The organism is Nocardia sp. NPDC052112 (assembly GCF_040680135.1).
In the GTDB taxonomy this organism is placed as follows: Bacteria; Actinomycetota; Actinomycetes; order Mycobacteriales; family Mycobacteriaceae; genus Nocardia.
This window is the reverse complement of record NZ_JBFAWD010000054.1, coordinates 1-18809: the sequence shown is the minus strand read 5'-3', so window position 1 is coordinate 18809 and position 18809 is coordinate 1. Positions and strand designations below refer to the sequence as shown.

The following is an 18809-nucleotide window of genomic DNA, read 5'->3' as shown; positions in this document are numbered from 1 at the left end:
CGTATACACACCAGACGGGTAAGTCCCGCACCTACGGCGCATACGCTTCGACAACTCGAACACGAGACAGACCACGAACGGTCGCTCGTAAGACTCGCTCCGCGGTGGTCACTGATAGCAGGGTGCTCCGCACCCGACGTATACGCACCAGACGGGTAAGTCCCGCACCTACGGCGCATACGCTTCGACAACTCGAACACGAGACAGACCACGAACGGTCGCTCGTAAGACTCGCTCCACCGGGATCACTGATGACGGGACGTTCGGCACCTGATGCACACACACCAGACGAGCGAGTCCCCCGCCCACGGCGCACGCGCTCCGACGACTCGGCTGCGTTCGATGGCCACACCTTCGACTCAGGCCACGAACGTCGCACGTAAGACTCGCTCCGCCGGGGTTGCGATCGCGTGAAAGTATCCCGATATCAGCCCAGCTGACCCGGGACGTAACCACCGGCCGGCGTGCGGACGATCACATTCATCCGGTTCCACGCGTTGATCGTGGCGATGGCCGCTATGAGGGCCGCGGTCTGATCGTCGTCGTAGTGCTTGCGCACCTGCTCCCAGGTCTCATCGCTGACGCCGCGGCCGTCACCGATGCGGGTGGCCTCTTCGGTGAGGGCGAGGGCGGCGCGCTCGGCCTCGGTGAAGACGGTGGCCTCGTGCCAGGCGGCGACCAGGTTGAGTCGCACGGAGGTCTCGCCGGCGTGCGCGGCGTCCTTGGTGTGCATATCGACGCACATGCCGCAGCCGTTGATCTGGCTGGCGCGGATCTTGACCAGCTCGTAGGTGGCCTTGGGCAGGGAGGATCCGTCGACGACCTTCCCCGCGGTGACCAGGCGCTTGACGTAGCTACCGGCGATGGGGTTCTCGTAGAGGTTGAAGCGCTGTTCCATGATCTGTGCCTTTCCATTCGGTTGGGTTCACAGAGAGGACGATGCGGCCCACCCCCAGTGTGACATCCCCGAATGTGACCTGCATCACGCAGTGCTGCACATCCCGAGTTGCCCAGCGCCGCTATGGATTCGGCTGTTCACCGAAGGTGTAGGTGACGCCGGTCAGCTTCTCCGACAGCGCCCACAGGCCGCGCGCGACCTGCTCGTCCTTGGATGCCGCGCTGGAACCGGAGCGTCCCGGGTAGCCGCGCATGCCGCCCCATCCGGTCGGACCATAGAACGCGCCCGGCTCGACCTGCTCGGTCGCCGCGTAGATCTCGGGCAGCGCACCCATCTCGGCGCTCTGTGCCAGCAGCCGATTGCCCAGCGCCATGACCTTGTCCTGGATGGATTCGGTATGCGACTGCAGTTCCGTTGCGGCATAACCGGGATGTGCGGCCACCGAAAGCGTCGACGAGCCCGCCGCGGAAAGCCTGCGCTGCAGTTCGTAGGCGAACATGAGGTTGGCCAGCTTCGACTGACCGTAGGCGGACCAGCGCTGGTACTTGCGGTGCTCCCAGTTCAGATCGTCCAGATCGATCTTGCCCGCTCGGTGCGCACCGCTGGAGACGGTGACCACCCGGTCCGAAATCTTGTCCAGCAGTAGCCCGGTCAGTGCGAAATGGCCGAGATGGTTTGTGCCGATCTGCATTTCGAAGCCGTCAGCGGTGCGCTGCTCCGGCAACGCCATCACGCCGGCATTGTTGACCAGTACATCGACCCGATCCACTGCATCGGCGAACGCGCGCACCGAAGCCAGATCCGCGAGATCGAGCTTGCGCACCTCGGCCCGCGCACCGATCTCCCCCGCCACCTTCTCGCCCTTGGCCACATTCCGACAGGCCAGGACCACCTGCGCACCTGCCCCGGCCAGCGCACGCGCCGCCACCGCACCCAGCCCGCTGTTCGCGCCGGTGACGATGATCGTGCGGCCATTCTGATCGGGGATGTTCGAGGTATCCCAATGGCTCATATCCGGAAGTCTAGTGTGCGCGGTGACCATTCTCACGGCTCACGCCTGCGCGAGGATCTCCGCATCGGTCATCGCCGCCACCTCCAGGTACAGCTTGGCGACAGCATCCAGGCGATCGGGCGTACCGCGGTCGGTCTCACGCTCGACCAGCCGCGCCGCCAACCCGGCCACCGTCCGACCGACCAGCAGATCGGCGACCAGCGCGTGGTCGGCCTCCAGCCAATCGCGGATCCTGGCGACGGCCGTGGTGGCCAGCACCGAGTCACCGCCCGCCCCGAAGAAGTCGTCGTGCACGCCGATGCGTTCGGTACCGAGCACCTCGGCGACGACGGTGGCCAACGCGGCCTCCAGCGGCGTGCGCGGACGCGCGTCCACCGCTTCGGCCGCATCGGGCTCCAGCAGTGCCACCACCGCGCGGCGATCCAGCTTGCCGTTATCGGTCAGCGGCATCTGCTCGAGGGTCTCGATGCGGGTGGGAATCATGTAGCCGGGCAGCAGATCACGCACCGCGGCGACAATTCCCTCGACGGATTCGACCTCGCCCGAAACCGCCGCAACCAGCTTCGGCGCGCCCTTGCCGACCACGGCGGCCACCGCGTGCCGCACACCCGCCGCGGTACGCAGTCCGCTTTCCACCTCGCCCAATTCCACCCGGTAGCCACGGATCTGGACCTGATGGTCGGCGCGACCGAGGAATTCGATGGTGCCGTCGGGCCAGTAGCGCGCCATATCACCGGTGCGGTACCAGCGCAGATCGTCATGGACGACGAACCGCTCGGCGGTGCGCTCCGGATCGTTGCGATATCCGGCCGCGACATTCGCACCGCCCACCCAGAATTCGCCTGGCACCCAGTCCGGGCAGTCGCGACCCGCCGAATTCACCACGCGGCAGCGCACATTGCGCAGCGGTACGCCGAACGGGACGGTGGCCCAATGCTCGGGCGGGTCGACGACCTCGCAAATGGTGTTGTGGATGGAGGTTTCGGTAGCGCCACCCAGACCGGAGAACCGGCAGCCCGGCACCTGCCTGGCCAGCCGCCGCGCCAGATCGGCGCCGACCCAATCGCCGCCGAGGGTGACCGCGCGCAGCGAATCGCCCAGGTGATCACCGCCGATCTCCAGGATCATATCGAGCATGCTCGGCACACAGTTGAGGATCGAAACCCGATGCTGGGTCAGTAGTTCCACCCAGCTGGTGGCCTCCTCGCGCTGCGCGGCCGAGAGCGCGACCACCGAACCGCCGACGGCGAACATGCCGAACATGTCGTAGACGGAGGCGTCGAATTCCAGCGCGGACAGGCCGAGCACCCGGTCGGCCGGGCCCACCTCGAACCACTCGTTCACCGCGTCGATGGTGTTCATCGCACCGCGGTGCGGCACATCCACGCCCTTGGGCACACCGGTGGAGCCGGAGGTGAACAGCACATATGCGATCGACTCCGGATCCGGAATCACCGGCTCGGCCAACGGATTCGGATGGTTACGCGCGGCCGACAGCGGCAGACAGGCGACATCGGCACGACCCATATCGGCACCGTCCACGGTGAGCGCGGCGACCACGTCACCGGTGCGCAGGATCTCCGCACGCCGCCCGACCGGCTGATCGAAACCGATCGGCACATAGGCCGCACCCGCCGCGAGCACACCGAGTACGGCGAGGATCTGGTCCGGCCCCTTCGGCAGCTGCACCGCGACGGTTTCGCCCGCACGCACGCCGATCTCGCGCAGCGCGGCCGCGATCGAAAGCGCTTGTGCGGCAAGCTCGCCATAGCTCCAGCCACCGTCGACGCCGGCGCGGCGCCACCGCACCGCCGGTGCGTCCGGCGCGCTGCGGGCATGGTCGAAGAAACCCTGGTGCAGCACCCGTCCGGAGACCGGACCGTCGGTTGCGTTCACCGCGGCACGCACGGCGGCCTGCGCGACCGGCAGGTGTACCGCCGCCTCCGCACTCCAGCCCGCCGCGCCCGCACTCAGCCTGCCGATCGCCTCGGTGTAGCTGGCGAACATGGCATCGATCATTCCCGTCGGGAACGCCGATTCGCGCACGTCCCAATTGAGCAGCAGCCCGCCGCGTACCTCGGTGACCTGCGCGTCCAACAGCACCTGCGGACCCTGCGAGATGATCCAGACCGGCTCGCCGAAGGTCTCGGTGACCGACGTGGCGAACAGCTCGCCCAGGTTGAGCGCGCTGGTGTAGACGATCGGCGCGAGCACCGGCTCGCCGCGGTGCCTGCCGAGATCGCGCAGCACCTCCAGCCCGGAATACGACGTGTGCGCACCGCTTTCGTGCATCGCGCGCTGTAGTGCCCTGGCCCGCTCGGTGACCGTCACGTTCTCGGTGACATCCACCTCCAACATGATCGAGGAGGTGAAATCGCCGATCACCCGGTCGATATCCGGATGCACCGGTTCCCGGTGGAACAGCGGCACATTCAGTAGGAAACGGCTCTGCGCCGACCAGCCGCCGATGGTCTCGGCGAATACTGCGGCCAGTGCCATCGCCGGTGTGATCCCGCGGGCATGCGCGGCGGTGAGCAGCCGCTGCTTGGCTTCCGGCGCCAGCCAGTGGTTGTAGCGGACGGTCCGATGCGGCTCGGCGCGCTCGCCGAACGGAATGGTGGCCAGCTCCGGCGCGCCGGGCAGCTGCGGCAGCCGATCGCGCCACCACTGCTTATCACGTTCCCTGGCAACCGCATCCACCGTGCGCTCGGTGCGATAGCGGCGATAGCTGTAGCCCTGCGGCGGCACCGTGCCGCCGTGGTAGAGCTCGGCTAGATCGGCGACGAGCACTCGATAGCTCATCGCGTCACCCGCGATCATGTCGACATCGAGATGTAGCCGGGTGCGGCCGTCGGCGAGCAGGCTCAGCGTCACATCGAGCACCTGTCCCGTCTCGATGGCCAGCCGCTGATGCGTCTTGCTATCGCGCAACCGCTCCAGCTCGACCTCGGCCGCGGCCGGAGTATGCGCGCGCAGATCGACGACCGAGAACGCCGAAAGGTCTGGCGTGCGGATCGTCTGCTGAGTGCCGTCGGGAAGAAATCTGGTGCGCAGCATCGGATGCACCGCGACGAGATCGGCCACCGCCCGCGCCAGTCGGTCGGGATCGACCTCGACACCGTCGAATTCGACGTACAGGTGCGCGGCGACGCCACCGAGGTCCTGTTCCTCGGAGCGACCGATCCAATAGGCGTGCTGCATCGAACCCAACGGGAACGGCGCGAATTCGTCCTCGGGATCGACCTTTTCGGCAGCCGCGACTTCGACCTCCGGAGCCGCCCCGGCGGATTCGTCGACGCCGAGCAATCGCGCCCACTCCGCGACCGAGGGCGCCGCCGCCAACTGCGCGAAGTTGATCTCCAGCCCGCGCTTGCGCCAGCCACCCGCCAATTTCATCGTGCGAATGGAGTCCAGTCCGAGCTGGATCAGGTCATCGTCGTCGGTGATCGTTTCGATCGGCACGTCGAGTTGCTCAGCAATGGCCGCGCGAATTTCCTCCCGGCCGATCGTCATCCCCGCTCCGTCCCCCGGTCGCTGTGCTGGCTCCATCTGGCGCTGTCACTCCTTGGTCGCCGCCGCATCCGGCGGATCGAGACTGCTCGGCAGCAGCCTATCGCATTGAGATAGGGTTGCCTAACCTATGTTATGAGACCCTAACCGTGCAGTAGATCTTGTGAGGCCGACCGTGACTTCGACATCCACCTCGCCCACCCATCGCGACGGCTACGTCCCGTTCCCGACCGCCGATGCCACCGCCTATCGCGCGGCCGGTTTCTGGACCGGCCGCCCGCTCGGCGACCTGCTGCGCGCGACCGCGACCCGGCACCCGCACCGCACCGCACTGCTCGATGCCGACCGCGCGCACACCTACGCATGGGTGGATGCCGAGGCCGACCGGATGGCGCACGGTCTACTCGCACTCGGCATAACACCGGGCGATCGGGTGGTTGTACAGCTGCCGAATGTGCCGGAATTCCTGACGGTCCTGTTCGGGTTGCTGCGCGCCGGAATCATTCCGGTGCTGACCCTGCCCGCGCATCGCCGCGCCGAAATCGAGCATCTGGCCGGACTTTCCGAAGCGGTCGCCTATATCGTGGCCGACCGGCTCGGCGACTTCGACTACCGCGAGCTGGCCGAAACCGTCCGTTCGGCCGTACCCACCCTGCGCCACGTGCTCGTACTCGGCGATCCGGGCCCCGGCACGGATCTGAATTCCATCCCCCGCGACGGTGGTCCACTCCCCGATATCGACCCGAGCGATATCGCCCTGATGCTGGTCTCCGGCGGTACCACCGGCCTGCCGAAGCTGATCGCGCGCACCCACGACGACTACGTCTACAACGCCACCGCCAGCGCGCAGGTCTGCGGACTGACCGAGGACGACGTCTACCTCGCGACACTGCCCGCCGCACACAACTTCCCACTGGCCTGCCCCGGCGTCTTGGGTGCCGTATCGGTCGGCGCGGCCGTCACCTTCACCACCGATCCGAGCCCGGAAAGCGCCTTTGCCGCCATCGAGCGGCATCGCGTCACCGTCACCGCCGTCGTGCCGCCGCTGGCCCAACTCTGGTGCGCGGCAACCGAATGGGAGGACGCCGATCTCGGCTCGCTGCGCCTGCTCCAGGTCGGCGGCGCACGGCTGGCCGAGGTGAATGCCCGTGCGGTGGCGCCCGCACTTGGCGTTCAACTGCAACAGGTCTTCGGTATGGCCGAGGGCCTGCTCAACTACACCCGCCTCGACGACACCACCGATATCGTCTGCACCACCCAGGGCCGTCCGCTGTCACCTGCCGACGAGGTGCGGGTGGTGGATGCCGACGGCGATGATGTCGCCCCTGGCGAAGAGGGTGAACTACTCACCAAGGGCCCCTATACGATCCGCGGCTACTACCGCGCCCCCGAACACAATGTCCGCGCCTTCACCCCCGACGGCTACTACCGCTCCGGCGATCTCGTGCGCCGCCTGCCCAGCGGCCATCTGATCGTCTCCGGCCGTATCAAGGACGTCATCAACCGCGGCGGTGAGAACATCTCCTGCGACGAGCTCGAGGAACATCTGCTCGCCTACCCGTCGGTCCGACATGCCGCCGCGGTCGGCCTTCCCGATGCCGCACTGGGTGAAAAGGTCTGCGCCGTCCTGGTTGTCGACGGCGAGATGCCCACCCTGGCGCAGCTCAAATCCTTCCTCGCCGACCGCGGTCTGGCGACCTACAAACTCCCGGATCTGTTGCGCCAGGCCGGTGAACTCCCGATCACCGCCGTCGGCAAGATCGATAAGAAGGCCCTGCGCGCCAGTCACGGCTGACCGGAACGATCGGTGGTGGCGCGAGTCCGAACTCGCCACCACCGATCCGAACCCCGGATAACCGGGTTGCCCCAGCAGATGATTCGGAATGCGGGCCCACCTTGATGGGTGCGAATTCGAATTGCTACGCCTTGACCACATACGGCGCGACGCTGCCCAACTTCTCGCAGGTCTCCTCGAATTCCCGCTCCGGCCGCGACTGCCCGACAATGCCCGCGCCCGCCCGCAACCAGGCACCCTCGGTGGTCTGGTAGACCGCACGCAGCACCAGCGTCGCCTCCATCGCACCGCTCGGCGAAATGGTCACCACGGCACCGGAATACAGGCCGCGCGGCGCGCCGTCGAGCCGGAACACCGAATCGACGCCCGCGCGCTTCGGAATGCCGGATGCCGTAACCGACGGGAACAAGACCTCCAGCGCATCCCAGCTGGAACGGTCCGCGGCCAGCCGGCCACGCACCGTGGAGGCCAGATGCTGCACACTGCCACGTTCCCGGACCGCCATGAAATCGGAGACCACGGATGTGCCCGGATCGGCCACCTCGGTGATCTCGGCAAAGGAGGTCTGCACCGAAATCGCGTGCTCGACGATCTCTTTGGGATCGGTGACGAGATCGGCCCGCGCCGCCATATCGATGGCCTCGCCGAGCCCGAAGGCACGCGTCCCGGCGAGCGGCTCCGTGGTGACCACCCGATCCTCGTCGACGGAGGCGACCAATTCGGGACTGAATCCGGCCGCCTCCAGTCCACCGAGGCGAAGCAGGAACGAGCGCGCCGGTGTGTTGTTGGCCCGGCCGAGCCGGTAGCTGGCGGGCACATCCACCGTGAACGGCAGATCGACCTTCCTGGACAGGATGACCTTCTGATAACGGCCGGAACGGATTTCCGCGACCGCCTCGGCGACCCGGTCCCGATATCCGGTCGGATCGAGACGTACGTCGACCGGATGCGCTTGCGGCAGTTCGGTTTCCTGCGAGGCGGCGATGAGATCGTGAATGTCGGCGGCCTCGGCCGGTGTCGCGCCGGAAATTCGTACACCGAACTCGCCGACCCGCACCTCGATGCGCGGAATCATCAGATGGGCCAGTGCGGTTCGCGGATCGAGATGCCGCGTCGCATCCAATGCCCATGCGCAGAATTCGAATCCGATCCAGCCGTAGGCCCGACGCCCGCCCAGCGGCAGCGTGCCGAGCGCGTTGTCGATGACCCGCGCCGGGCTCCCCTCCCAGGTGGTCGTCGTGCCGCGCCCATCCCAGGACACCCGCAATTCGTTCGCGTCGAGTTCGACGCTGCCGAGCGGATCCGCCGCGAATACCCATTCGCCGGGCCGTTCGTACATCACGTATTCGCCGAAGCGCTCGGCGGCCGCCAGCCGGGACATCGCTGCCGCCGGATCGGTCACATACTCAACGCGCAAGCGCTCCGTGGTCGACAACGATCCTCCAAGGTTATGCTGACCTAACTTTGAAAAGTAAGGTTAGCATTACCTGCCTAGATCGTGACTGTGCTCGAGACCACAGCGACGGCCCCGAAGACGGTTACTCCGCGGGCACCGCGAGCGCCGACCGCTCGACGCTCAACAGACTCTCCGTGCTGTGCTCCGCGTGATACGCGGCGCCGCCGCCGCGCACGCCGAACAACCGCTTGCTGTAGACCAGCCAGACCACCGCGGCGATATTGATCAGCAGCGCGCCGATGCGCAGCACGGTGATCTTCTCGGTCAACTCGTAGATCTCCAGCGGCAGGAAAATACTGGTCGCGACCACCGCGAAGTACTCACCCCAGCGCTTGACCAACCACAGCCCGACCGCCTCGATGCCTTGCAGTGCCGCATACGCGAGGATGCCGATAGCCACCCACAGCAGGGTCGTATTCGACAGCGAGAACGCGTCATCGATCAGATGCACGATCTTGGATCGGTCGATATCCCAGCCGATCTGATCGGCCAGCGGTCGCAACAGCGGCAGCTCCTCGTCGAAGGCCGCCCGCATATCCTCGCGTGAGGACCGGAATTTGAAGACGGCCAGCGCGGCGACCACCAAGAGCAGTCCGCGCGCCAACCGCTCGATCGCCAACGCCCGCATCAGCCAGCGGTCCCGCAGCAGTCGTCCACGCGGCACCTCCGGAGCATGGTCGGCGGGCCCGGAGCCGACCGGTTCGCCGGGCACGAAAGTGCCGCAGCGCAGACAGCGCCACGCGACGCCGGCCACCGTCTGCACGTGCAGTCGCTCCGCCAGATCCGGTTCGTCCGGGGCATAGGTGTAATGGCCGTGCCAGCCGCACGCGCGTAGCGCCCAATCCATGCGCGCAGCCTAGTTCGCCATCGCGATCGGCCGCGATCGCAAACGCCGTATCGATGCCCGATGGCCAACTCGCCCGCCGGAGTTCCTGCGCGGAATCCACTGGCGGGCTTCAATAGGGGGATCGGCAGTCGCGGCGGCCTGTCGAGAAAGGACATTGGAGTCATGATCGATCACCGCGGGGATTCGCCCGCTTCGGTTCGAGCGGCGGCACCCGATTCGGTGGTGGCACTGATCGATGCGGGCTCCGGCGTGGAACGCGAACTCGTCGGCACCTGGCTGGCCGAGGGCGGCCTCGAGCATGAGCTCGGCGTCGACGCACCCATCACCCAGTTGGATCTGGATGCGGGTGCGATCGGCGATCGACTTGTCGGGCGGCGCGACGATCCGCTGGTGGTGCCGATCCGGGTGCTGTGGCTGCCGCCGGAACGCGACGGGGTCCGCCGCATCACCTTCGCCGATATGGCCCTGCTGACCAATCCGCGCAAGCCGAACCGCCTCGCGCAGCGCCGGTTGGTCGGCAAATCGGACCGTCATGTGGTGCTCACCGGGCAGCCCGCCCTGCTCAGCGAGTTGCGCGCCAACAATCCGGAGGCCGCGGCCCTGCTCATGAAGGGCTCCGCCGAGCCGTTCGCCCGTGCCATCGTGCGCGCCGCAGTGGTCGCCCTGGAACGGGCCGAACGTTCCGTCATCGGTGACCGCTACAAGGTGCCGCGGCTGGTGGCCGAGGAGATCCTCGACTCCCCCGACTTCCTGCGCAGGCTCGAACTCATCGCCGACCAGCTCGGGACGAGTCCGCATGAGGTGTACCGGCGGGCGGAGAAGGCGCTGAACGAACTCGTCGCCGCGCAGAGCAGGCTGGTCACCGATCTGTTCACCCAGGCGATGCGGCCGATCCACGCCTCGACCTGGAAGGTCGACTCCGACGACTCCGGCCTGGACGGGCTGCGTGCGTTGAACCGGAGCTATCCGCTGGTCTTCCTGCCCTCGCACCGGTCCTATGTCGACGCGTTCGTCCTCGGTGATGTGCTGGCCCGCAATGACTTTCCACCGAATCATGTGATCGGCGGCGCTAATCTGAGTTTCTGGCCGATGGGTCCGATCGCCCGGCGCACCGGCACGGTCTTCATCCGCCGCAGCTTCGGTGACGACGAGGTCTACAAGGCGGTGGTCGAGGAGTACTTCGCCTACCTGCTGGCCAAGCGGTTCAATATGGAGTGGTACTTCGAGGGCGGCCGCACGCGCACCGGCAAGCTGCGCCCGCCGCGCTACGGGTTGCTGAATTACCTTGCCGCCGCGGTCCGTTCGAATCGGATCGATGATGTCCTGCTCGTCCCGGTCTCGATCACGTATGAGCGACTCAACGAACTGGGCGCCATCGCCACCGAGCAGGTGGGCGGGAAGAAGAAGCCGGAGGGGCTGGCCTGGCTGGCCCGTTATGTGCGCAGCCAACAGCATTCGGCCGGACATGTCTATGTCCGATTCGGCGAACCGCTGTCGGCGCGCGATCGCCTGGCCGCGTACGGGGATCCGCTCACCCCGGCGCCGACGATCATTCCGCTGCACCGCACCGAACCGGCGGGGACCGAACCGGGCAATATCGCCGCGTCGGCCGAGGTCACCGAGCTGGAGCGAAAGGCCGTGCAGCGGTTGGCCTTCGAGGTCGCTGTCGGCATCAATGCGGTCACCCCGATCACGGTCAACGCGCTGGTCACCCTGGCGCTACTTGGTGTGCACGAGCGTGCGCTCACCCTGGGCGAGGTGCGTACCGTGCTGGCCCCGGTGCTCCGGTATATCGAGAAGCGTGATTTGCCGCGCGGCGAACTGGCCGCATTGCGCGATGAGCAGAGTCTCGCGGTGGTACTCGAACAGTTGTCGCTGGCCAAGGTAGTGACGGTATATCGCGGTGGGCTGGAACCGGTGTATTCGATCGAATCGGGTGCGCATCTGGAGGCGGCGTTCTATCGCAATAGCGCGGTGCACTGGTTCATCAATCGCGCCATCCTCGAATTGTCCATCCTGGCCGCGTTGGAGATGCAGGCGCCGGATCAGCTGCGGGCGGGCTGGGACGAGGCCTTCCGGCTGCGCGATCTGCTCAAGTTCGAATTCTTCTTTCCGGAGCGGGCCGAGTTCTCGGCGCAGATGACCGCCGAAATGCTGCTGGTGGACCCGGAATGGCACCAGCACACCGCAACGGACACCCTCGGCGAGGACATTCTGCACAAGCTCACCGCATCCGGATTCATGATGGCGCACCGAGCGCTGCGCGCATTCGTCGACGCGCAGCTGGTGGTGGCCGAGCGGCTGGCGGCCCGCGACAGTGCCGAGGAAATCGATCGCAAGGAGTTCATCGACGAATGCGTCGCGGTCGGTAAGCAGATGCTGCTGCAGCAGCGACTGCACAGTCCGGAGTCGGTCTCCACCGAATTATTCGCCAGCGCACTCAAACTCGCGGACAATCACGGGTTGTTGACGCGCGTGAGTCGCGACTCGGCCAAGCCGAGGGCCGAGTTGACTCAGCGCAGAATCGAATTCGCCGATCAGTTGCGCACGATCGCGGCCTTGATCTCGCAGGCCGCCGCGCTCGATCCGTCCAACATGCCCGTGCGAGGGGCCTGATGGCCGAACAGCGCCCCGCGGTCCCAACGGATCTCGCGGCTGCCATCGCCGCCATCCGATCCGGGCCGCAGGGTCCGGAAGTCGCCGCGGTCTTCGACTTCGCCACCGTTGTGGACGGTTTCGAACCGCCATCGCTGTGGCGGCGGACATTCCGGCGCGATAAGCGCGCAACCGCCGCGGATACCCTGCTCGGCAGCATCCGCAACGGACTCACCGACGGCGAATACGGCCGGTTCGTCCAGCAGGCCATGCGGACACTGGCCGACCAACCGGAAGCCGAGCTGGACGAGTTGGGCACGCGGCTGTTCCGGCAGCAGATCTACGGCCACCTGTATCCCGAAGCGTGGCAGCTGATCCGGACCCACGCGACCGCCGGGCACACCGTGGTGCTCGCGACCGCACTGACCCGATTCCAGGTCGAACCCGCCGCGGCCGAACTCGGCATCGAGCATGTGCTGTACACCCGGATGGCGACGACCGATGGTGTACTCACCGGTTTCACGGACGGAAAGACCCTGTGGCGCAATGGCAAGGCCGACGCGGTCCGCGAATTCGCGGCGGCGCATGGACTGGATATCACCCGCAGCTACGCCTACGCGGATAGCATCGCCGATCTGCCATTGCTCTCACTGGCCGGGCATCCAGTGGTGGTGAATCCCGATCACCAGCTCGGCACCGCTGCCGCCGAACAGAATTGGCCGATACTGACGTTCCGTCCGCGCCGACCACCGCGCCCGGCCGACTATCTGCGCACCATCGCCGGATTCGCCGGACTACTGGCCGGTGCGTTGTTCGGCGTCCTGAGCAAGTCGTACACGCGCCAGCGCCGGAAGATGGCTGATGCGCTCATGGCCTACGGAACCGGTGCGACGCTCGGCGCGACCGGCATCCGGCTGCGCGTCAGCGGTGCGGAAAACGCCCGTGCCCCGAGACCGGCCGTATTCCTGTTCAACCATCAGAGCCAGTTCGACGTGATCATCCTGCCCAAAGTGCTCGAAGGTGGGGTCACCGGTATCGGAAAGAAGGAGCTGACGAAGAATCCGCTTTTCGGTCCGCTGATGCGGTTCGTCGGCGTCACCTTCATCGACCGTGCGAACACCACGCAGGCGAAGGCGGCGCTGGCACCGGTGGTGCAGACACTGCGCGACGGCCTGTCGATCGCGGTCGCCCCCGAAGGCACACGGTCATATACCCCGGGCATCGGCCCGTTCAAGAAGGGCGCCTTCCATATCGCGATTCAGGCCGGGGTGCCGGTGATCCCGGTGGTCATCCGCAATGCGGGCGAAATCAACTGGCGCAACTCGATGATCGCCCGCAAGGGCACCGTCGACGTCGCCATCCTCCCCCCGATCGACGTCACCACCTGGAACCCCAACGACATGGACGCCAACGTAGAAGCCGTCCGTCAGCTCTACACCGACACCTTGCTCAACTGGCCGCCCCCGGACCACTGACCCCGGGCACCCCGTCTATCCACCGGGCACCCCTTGTACCGGGTGCCCGGTTGCGACACGGGGTGCCGGGTTGTTGTCCGACCGAGCGGCCTCAGACCGAGCGGCCGAAGAGGAGCTTCCACGGCATGAGTGCGGATTCGAGCTGGACTTTGAGGCTCATTTTGGAGGCGCCCAGGGTGCGCTCCTCGAAACGGATGGGTACCTCCGCGATGGTGATGCCGTTCTTGACGGTTCGATGGTTCATCTCGACCTGGAAGGAGTATCCGTTGCTGCGAATCGAGGCGACGTCGATCGCGCGCAGGGTGTCGGCCTTCCAAGCCTTGAATCCGGCGGTCGCATCCTTGACGCCGAGGCGCAGGATCAGGTTCACGTAGAAGTTGGCCCAGGCCGACAGTGCTTTGCGGTACCACTTCCACTCCTCGGCGGTGGACCCGCCGGGCACATAGCGGGACCCGAGCACGACACCGGCATCGGTGGTGTTCAGCTTCTCCAGCATGGCCGGAATGACCTCGGCCGGATGCGACAGGTCGGCGTCCATCTGGATCACCACATCGGCGCCGTCGTCCAGCGCCCGCGTGATCCCGGCCACGTAGGCGCGGCCCAATCCGTCCTTTTCGGTGCGGTGCAGTACGCCGACGACATTCGGCAGCTCCGCCGCCAGCTTGTCGGCGATCTCACCGGTCCCGTCCGGCGAATTGTCATCCACCACGAGCACATGCAGATCGGGCACCGGCAGCGCCGTCAGCCGCTCCACCGCAACCGGCAGATTCTCCCGCTCGTTGTAGGTCGGCACAACAACGGTAACCCTCAAGGGTCGCCCTCCCTGCTCACCTGTTCCAGCCCGCAGACCCACGACAGGACCCGGAGCACTCGTCTGATTGCCAAGAACCGTACTTGATCGACCTAAAGACCACCTGAGCGCCCGCACGCTCCCGCCGCCACCCGAATACCCGCGATGTGCCGACTACCTCGCACATCGCGCCGCCGTCCGCACCGGCCGCCCCCGGATCCACACCGAAATCAGTTGCCGCGCACCACCCCTGGCGCGCCCTCACTTATCCCCGTCGCGCCAGTCCCGATCCCGCGCATCCTCCCGAGCATTGCGCGCGTGCACGATCTCCAACGCCCGCTCAGCAGTGCCCCGATCCGGATACGGCCCCATCCGATCCCGGAACCAACACTGTTTCCCACTCTCGGCCCGCTGATGCTTCAAGCAGTAATACCACTTCTCCGCCATCCCTCCAGCATCCCACCACCATGATCAACAGACCGTCCTTTTCCACCCCCGACACCTCGAAATCCGCTGCCCTTCGTGGGCGCGAGAGACGGCCGCAATCGAAACCACCCATGGGAGGTGCACGAAAGACACCTTCCAGTGACAACCACACCTGACCAACGCCAGCTGCGAAACAAGGTCCCACCGCGAAGCGCCATACCGACAGCACACCACCGCTGTGACGGCCCACACCCGAGAAGCGCGACACCGGAAGGCCCACCACACCGTGGGTGTAGTGGCGCGCGGGCCCGGTCGCTGCTGTGGTGACTGTCGGGCCGGGCGTGGCCCGAGTGTGTTCGTCGCTTGCGTGGGGGCTGGTTGGGCCTGCGCTGCGCCGTCTTTCTAGTGTTGTGCGCCGCTGATGCGGCCGTCTCATCGGTGTCGGGTGTCTCGTGCGTGTGGTCGCGTCTGGGTGACTGATTTTGCAGGTCGTGGTGCTCGGGCCGGGCGTGGCCCGGATGTGCTCAACGCCGCATCGAAAACACGGTCACGTCGAGAAGCGGCGACACCCACCGGACGCACATCTACGAAATATCCACACCCGCCGGAGAGCGACGTCAGCGAAAGACGGAAGCGAGCGCGGATAGGCGCTCTATCTGCCGACGCCCTGGGTTTCCTCCACGTAGATACGCATCCCCTCGGCGATCTTGCCGGCCGCGTTTTCCAGTTGCTCAGGTGGCAGATACTTGCCGAACGCGGCGGCCTCCAAGAGTTGTTCACGCACCTGCTCCAGATTCATGCGTGCCCAGTCGAGTCGAGAAAGTGGCATGAACGGAGACTACTCCGAATCGAACAAAGTTTCGATAGCGGCGAACATCGGACACGCAGGCAGACACCCCCTCCGACCAAGCGGCTATCGATGGGCGAACCAGGCGGAGAGTCGAACATCACAATTCGGGCATGCCCCACGGTCCCCAAGCTCGGTCTCAGCAGTCAACCAGAGGCAAGCACCGATGCCCTCACCGGGTATCGATACAAAAAAATCCCCCCGACCAGGTGATGCGCCGGAGGGATTTGGTGGCCAGGGCCGGGATCGAACCGGCGACCTTCCGCTTTTCAGGCGGACGCTCGTACCAACTGAGCTACCTGGCCGCAGGCACCCGTGGTGAATGCCATACGCGAAACGCCGGATTGCTCCGGCGCTTATTTTGCGACCCTGACGGGACTCGAACCCGCGACCTCCGCCGTGACAGGGCGGCGCGCTAACCAACTGCGCCACAGGGCCTTGCGTTGCTTCCAACGATCCGAAGACCGTACCCCCTACGGGATTCGAACCCGCGCTACCGCCTTGAAAGGGCGGCGTCCTAGGCCGCTAGACGAAGGGGGCTCGCCCCGGATTTCTCCGGACCGGCTTCAACGGCTGTCCGTTGGGAGCTGGGATAGCTTATGACAGACCGGCCGCGTTTCCCAAATCGGCTGTTCAGGCTCCCAAACCGAGCTCTTCGAGTCGGGCCTGCGCCCGCCAGCCGTCATTGCGGAACTTCTCGGCCCACTCCGGGGTGGCCATCGCCTCGACCACCACCTCGAGCGCCTCCTGGAACCGGGCACGCAGATCGACCCCGCTGCCGAGGATGTCGATCAGATAGCGCTGTCCGGCCAGCGCGGCAGAGATGGTGCGGGTGAAGCGGTCCGGGTCGGCGTCGGCGCGCAGCTGCCCCTGATCGATGGCACGGACCGCGAGCGCTCTGGTGGCGCGGCCGAGTATGCGACCGCCGCCGGCCTGCACATCGCGATAGAAGTCCGGTTCGATGATCAATCGGAATTCGGCCTGCACGATGATGTCGTGCTCGAGTCGCAATGCGACCTCGTCGACCATCCCGTGCAGCACGTCGAGCGGACCGAGATCCGTTCTGGCAAGCCAACGCTCGGCCGATGTGCGGTATCGGTCGACCGCGGTCTCGAGTACCGCGCGTGCGAGATCTTCCTTGGAATCGAAATGAAAGTACATAGCGCCCTTGGTGGCGCGCGAACCTTCCAATATGCGGTTGAGCGATGCAGCGGCATAGCCGCTCTTCCCGAACTCAACGGCGGCGGACCTGATTATCGCCGCGCGTGTCCGGCGGGCCCGCTCTTGCTGCCGTGCCATGCTCGAAACGCCTCCGAAGCCTACTCGTCGCCAATCGGTGCCCCCAAAGGAACGGACCCTTGGCGCGAAGTCATGAGTTTTATCAATACTTCAAATCAGGATTTCGCCCCGTTTCAAACTTTCGGTACGAAAACTTGCGAAAATCCTTAAACACACCAGCTGGTATAGTTTTCCTGCCCAGGTGCGCCGCAGGGGGTGCGCACCTGGGCATTACTTCGTCTCGGATCTGCCTCCCCCGCCGTCGACTCGTAGGAAGTCGCGATCGGTCGTACCGGCCGCGACACGTTCGGGCACACCAACGATAAGCCGAATTCCGGATCATCGGGTAAGTCGGCGATTCTTCCGTAATTCACCAAGTCGTCACCGTACCCGGAAACGTCATCCGACACGCGGCAAACCGAAGACTCCAGCCATCGAAACATCCGGATATCTGTTACAGCTAACTTCGCGCAATCACGCAAAGTGATGCCACGGATTTCCGAATTCGATAGCGACACAGCACTGTTCACCCGAGTCGACCAGCGGCCCGATCACCGCGGTGCCGACCGCGCGACACCGGCCAGCCGCCTTGCTGCGTCCCCCCGCGCACTGGCCCTACACCTCCCGCAAATCCAAAGACATTGGTACGCAACATGATTGGATGGTAGCCCGGCTCGGTAGGAATGAACAAAGCTGGGTACCAAATGTTTACCGGCAGCATCGCTGCGTACACGTGCCGTGTTACCCGGCGCGCCAGCACGACTCGGTTCCGGCACTCGTCAACACCAGGCGTACCGAACCACGCCCCAGCCGACGCGCCCCGCCCCCGGTTACCCGATCCGCGCCCGGCCCACTACACTGTCCATCCGCGCCCCTATAGCTCAGTTGGTAGAGCTACGGACTTTTAATCCGCAGGTCGTAGGTTCGAGCCCTACTGGGGGCACCTCCTCAGGCGTCCGGTTCACACACCGGACGCCTGAGCCATTTTCCGGCCCGACCGCCCTTACCCGCGCGTCCCGCTCCGACCGTGAAACGCCACATTCCGTCCGGGCTTTCCCACACTGCGGGCGCCCGCACAAACCAGGGGCATCCCTCGACAACAGGTGGAGCCGATGACTTCCTTCGACGATTTGGCGCTCCCTGGTTCCCATCACCCAGATCGCCGGCAAGTCAGGCGTCGACCGGGCCACCGCGGCGAATGCGATAAAGGCGGAATTGCCGACCCTGCTCGGCGGATTGCCGAACAACATGACCGAGCCAGCGGACGTGGCCGCCTAAGGCCCGCCGGATCAGCACAACGAACCGGTCGAGGGGAGGCAGCGGTGGTTGACCGCTACCGATGCCGGCTCCGATCGTGATGGCCTAGCCGGTCGATGCCCGCAGGCGCGGTCAGGTGGCGGCATCGGAGACGTACTCGATGGTCTGCTCGGGACGACGGGGCGAGCGGAGAAGCGTTGGCCAAGAACACAGGTGGTGCACTCGGCCGACTTTTCGGCCGCGACCGGTGACCAACCGCGATGGCGGCACCAGCGACTTTGTGTGCTACCGCACCCTGGGCTAACGACTCTCGGCCGGCAGCGATAAACCCCTTGCTACGGGCCGACCCCCTACACTCGGTGTGGTTGTCGAACGCCGACGTCGGCGTATGACCTCTATCACGAGGTCTCATTTGTCCGCCAGATGCGTTTCGCATCACACCTACGGTGCCGTAAGGTATGGCCGCATCGGCACACGGTCTACTCGGGGGCCTGACCAGCAAGAGCGCACACACATGAAGGGCTTGTATATGGCAAGGGATCTGACTCAACTCGAGCTGCTCACGGAGTTGGAGCCGGTTGCCGAAGAAAACGTCAACCGGCACCTCTCCCTGGCAAAGGAAT

General features: G+C 65.8%; 13 protein-coding genes and 4 tRNA genes. 5 read left to right on the top strand and 12 right to left on the bottom strand.

What is annotated here, in order from left to right:
- Positions 1-427: 427 nt before the first annotated feature.
- The 3 genes from AB0L58_RS42555 to AB0L58_RS42545 all read right to left on the bottom strand — a co-directional run bounded on the left by AB0L58_RS42555 (position 428) and on the right by AB0L58_RS42545 (position 5423).
- A complete protein-coding gene (locus AB0L58_RS42555; protein WP_364397286.1) occupies positions 428-898 on the bottom strand; it encodes a carboxymuconolactone decarboxylase family protein in 471 nt (156 codons plus the stop codon).
- 121 nt (positions 899-1019) lie between these two features.
- Complete coding sequence (locus tag AB0L58_RS42550) at positions 1020-1910, bottom strand: oxidoreductase (protein WP_364397283.1); 891 nt, start codon at positions 1908-1910, stop codon at positions 1020-1022.
- A gap of 39 nt (positions 1911-1949) precedes the next feature.
- The gene (locus AB0L58_RS42545; protein WP_364397281.1) at positions 1950-5423 is read right to left on the bottom strand and encodes an amino acid adenylation domain-containing protein; all 3474 of its coding nucleotides are present in this window, start codon (positions 5421-5423) and stop codon (positions 1950-1952) included.
- A gap of 172 nt (positions 5424-5595) precedes the next feature.
- Between AB0L58_RS42545 and AB0L58_RS42540 the strand changes: the two genes are divergently transcribed.
- Entirely contained in the window at positions 5596-7215 is a 1620-nt protein-coding gene (locus tag AB0L58_RS42540) for an AMP-binding protein (RefSeq protein ID WP_364397279.1), read from the top strand.
- 124 nt (positions 7216-7339) lie between these two features.
- Here AB0L58_RS42540 and nbtS read toward each other — a convergent pair whose 3' ends face one another.
- Both nbtS and AB0L58_RS42530 read right to left on the bottom strand, forming a co-directional pair.
- Positions 7340-8650, bottom strand: a complete 1311-nt coding sequence (gene nbtS, locus AB0L58_RS42535) for a nocobactin biosynthesis salicylate synthase NbtS (protein WP_364397276.1) — start codon at positions 8648-8650, stop codon at positions 7340-7342.
- Positions 8651-8753: 103 nt separating this feature from the next.
- Positions 8754-9518: a DUF2127 domain-containing protein gene (locus AB0L58_RS42530; protein WP_364397273.1), complete on the bottom strand. Its 765-nt coding sequence runs from the start codon at positions 9516-9518 to the stop codon at positions 8754-8756.
- Positions 9519-9680: 162 nt separating this feature from the next.
- Here AB0L58_RS42530 and AB0L58_RS42525 point away from each other — a divergent pair, with 162 nt between their 5' ends.
- Both AB0L58_RS42525 and AB0L58_RS42520 read left to right on the top strand, forming a co-directional pair.
- Positions 9681-12134 carry a glycerol-3-phosphate 1-O-acyltransferase gene (locus AB0L58_RS42525; RefSeq protein ID WP_364397271.1) on the top strand — a complete coding sequence of 818 codons (2454 nt, stop codon included), beginning with the start codon at positions 9681-9683 and terminating at the stop codon, positions 12132-12134.
- Positions 12134-13588: an HAD-IB family hydrolase gene (locus AB0L58_RS42520; protein ID WP_364397268.1), complete on the top strand. Its 1455-nt coding sequence runs from the start codon at positions 12134-12136 to the stop codon at positions 13586-13588. The genes AB0L58_RS42525 and AB0L58_RS42520 overlap by 1 nt, the downstream gene beginning before the upstream one ends.
- A gap of 91 nt (positions 13589-13679) precedes the next feature.
- Here AB0L58_RS42520 and AB0L58_RS42515 read toward each other — a convergent pair whose 3' ends face one another.
- From AB0L58_RS42515 to AB0L58_RS42485, 7 genes are all read right to left on the bottom strand, one after another.
- On the bottom strand, positions 13680-14399 hold the full coding sequence (locus AB0L58_RS42515) for a polyprenol monophosphomannose synthase (protein WP_364397265.1): 720 nt from the start codon (positions 14397-14399) through the stop codon (positions 13680-13682).
- Positions 14400-14639: 240 nt separating this feature from the next.
- Entirely contained in the window at positions 14640-14825 is a 186-nt protein-coding gene (locus AB0L58_RS42510) for a hypothetical protein (RefSeq protein ID WP_364397263.1), read from the bottom strand.
- 631 nt (positions 14826-15456) lie between these two features.
- Complete coding sequence (locus AB0L58_RS42505) at positions 15457-15633, bottom strand: DUF6374 family protein (RefSeq protein ID WP_364397260.1); 177 nt, start codon at positions 15631-15633, stop codon at positions 15457-15459.
- Between the two features lie 246 nt (positions 15634-15879).
- Positions 15880-15956 (bottom strand) — tRNA-Phe (locus tag AB0L58_RS42500).
- Positions 15957-16015: 59 nt separating this feature from the next.
- Positions 16016-16089 (bottom strand) — tRNA-Asp (locus AB0L58_RS42495).
- A gap of 29 nt (positions 16090-16118) precedes the next feature.
- A tRNA-Glu gene (locus tag AB0L58_RS42490) sits at positions 16119-16191 on the bottom strand.
- Between the two features lie 93 nt (positions 16192-16284).
- The gene (locus AB0L58_RS42485; RefSeq protein ID WP_364397258.1) at positions 16285-16950 is read right to left on the bottom strand and encodes a TetR/AcrR family transcriptional regulator; all 666 of its coding nucleotides are present in this window, start codon (positions 16948-16950) and stop codon (positions 16285-16287) included.
- An 849-nt stretch (positions 16951-17799) separates the two neighbouring features.
- Between AB0L58_RS42485 and AB0L58_RS42480 the strand changes: the two genes are divergently transcribed.
- Positions 17800-17872: transfer RNA gene (locus tag AB0L58_RS42480), tRNA-Lys, on the top strand.
- A gap of 185 nt (positions 17873-18057) precedes the next feature.
- The gene (locus AB0L58_RS42475) at positions 18058-18207 is read left to right on the top strand and encodes a DUF937 domain-containing protein (RefSeq protein WP_364397288.1); all 150 of its coding nucleotides are present in this window, start codon (positions 18058-18060) and stop codon (positions 18205-18207) included.
- The last annotated feature ends 602 nt before the right edge of the window (positions 18208-18809 follow it).

Bases quoted from the DNA above. Each gene is read 5' to 3' on its own strand.
- AB0L58_RS42555 (WP_364397286.1), bottom strand. From the start codon at position 898: ATGGAACAGCGCTTCAACCTCTACGAGAACCCCATCGCCGGTAGCTAC.
- AB0L58_RS42550 (WP_364397283.1), bottom strand. From the start codon at position 1,910: ATGAGCCATTGGGATACCTCGAACATCCCCGATCAGAATGGCCGCACG.
- AB0L58_RS42545 (WP_364397281.1), bottom strand. From the start codon at position 5,423: ATGACGATCGGCCGGGAGGAAATTCGCGCGGCCATTGCTGAGCAACTC.
- AB0L58_RS42530 (WP_364397273.1), bottom strand. From the start codon at position 9,518: ATGGATTGGGCGCTACGCGCGTGCGGCTGGCACGGCCATTACACCTAT.
- AB0L58_RS42525 (WP_364397271.1), top strand. From the start codon at position 9,681: ATGATCGATCACCGCGGGGATTCGCCCGCTTCGGTTCGAGCGGCGGCA.
- AB0L58_RS42520 (WP_364397268.1), top strand. From the start codon at position 12,134: ATGGCCGAACAGCGCCCCGCGGTCCCAACGGATCTCGCGGCTGCCATC.
- AB0L58_RS42510 (WP_364397263.1), bottom strand. From the start codon at position 14,825: ATGGCGGAGAAGTGGTATTACTGCTTGAAGCATCAGCGGGCCGAGAGT.
- AB0L58_RS42505 (WP_364397260.1), bottom strand. From the start codon at position 15,633: ATGCCACTTTCTCGACTCGACTGGGCACGCATGAATCTGGAGCAGGTG.
- AB0L58_RS42485 (WP_364397258.1), bottom strand. From the start codon at position 16,950: ATGGCACGGCAGCAAGAGCGGGCCCGCCGGACACGCGCGGCGATAATC.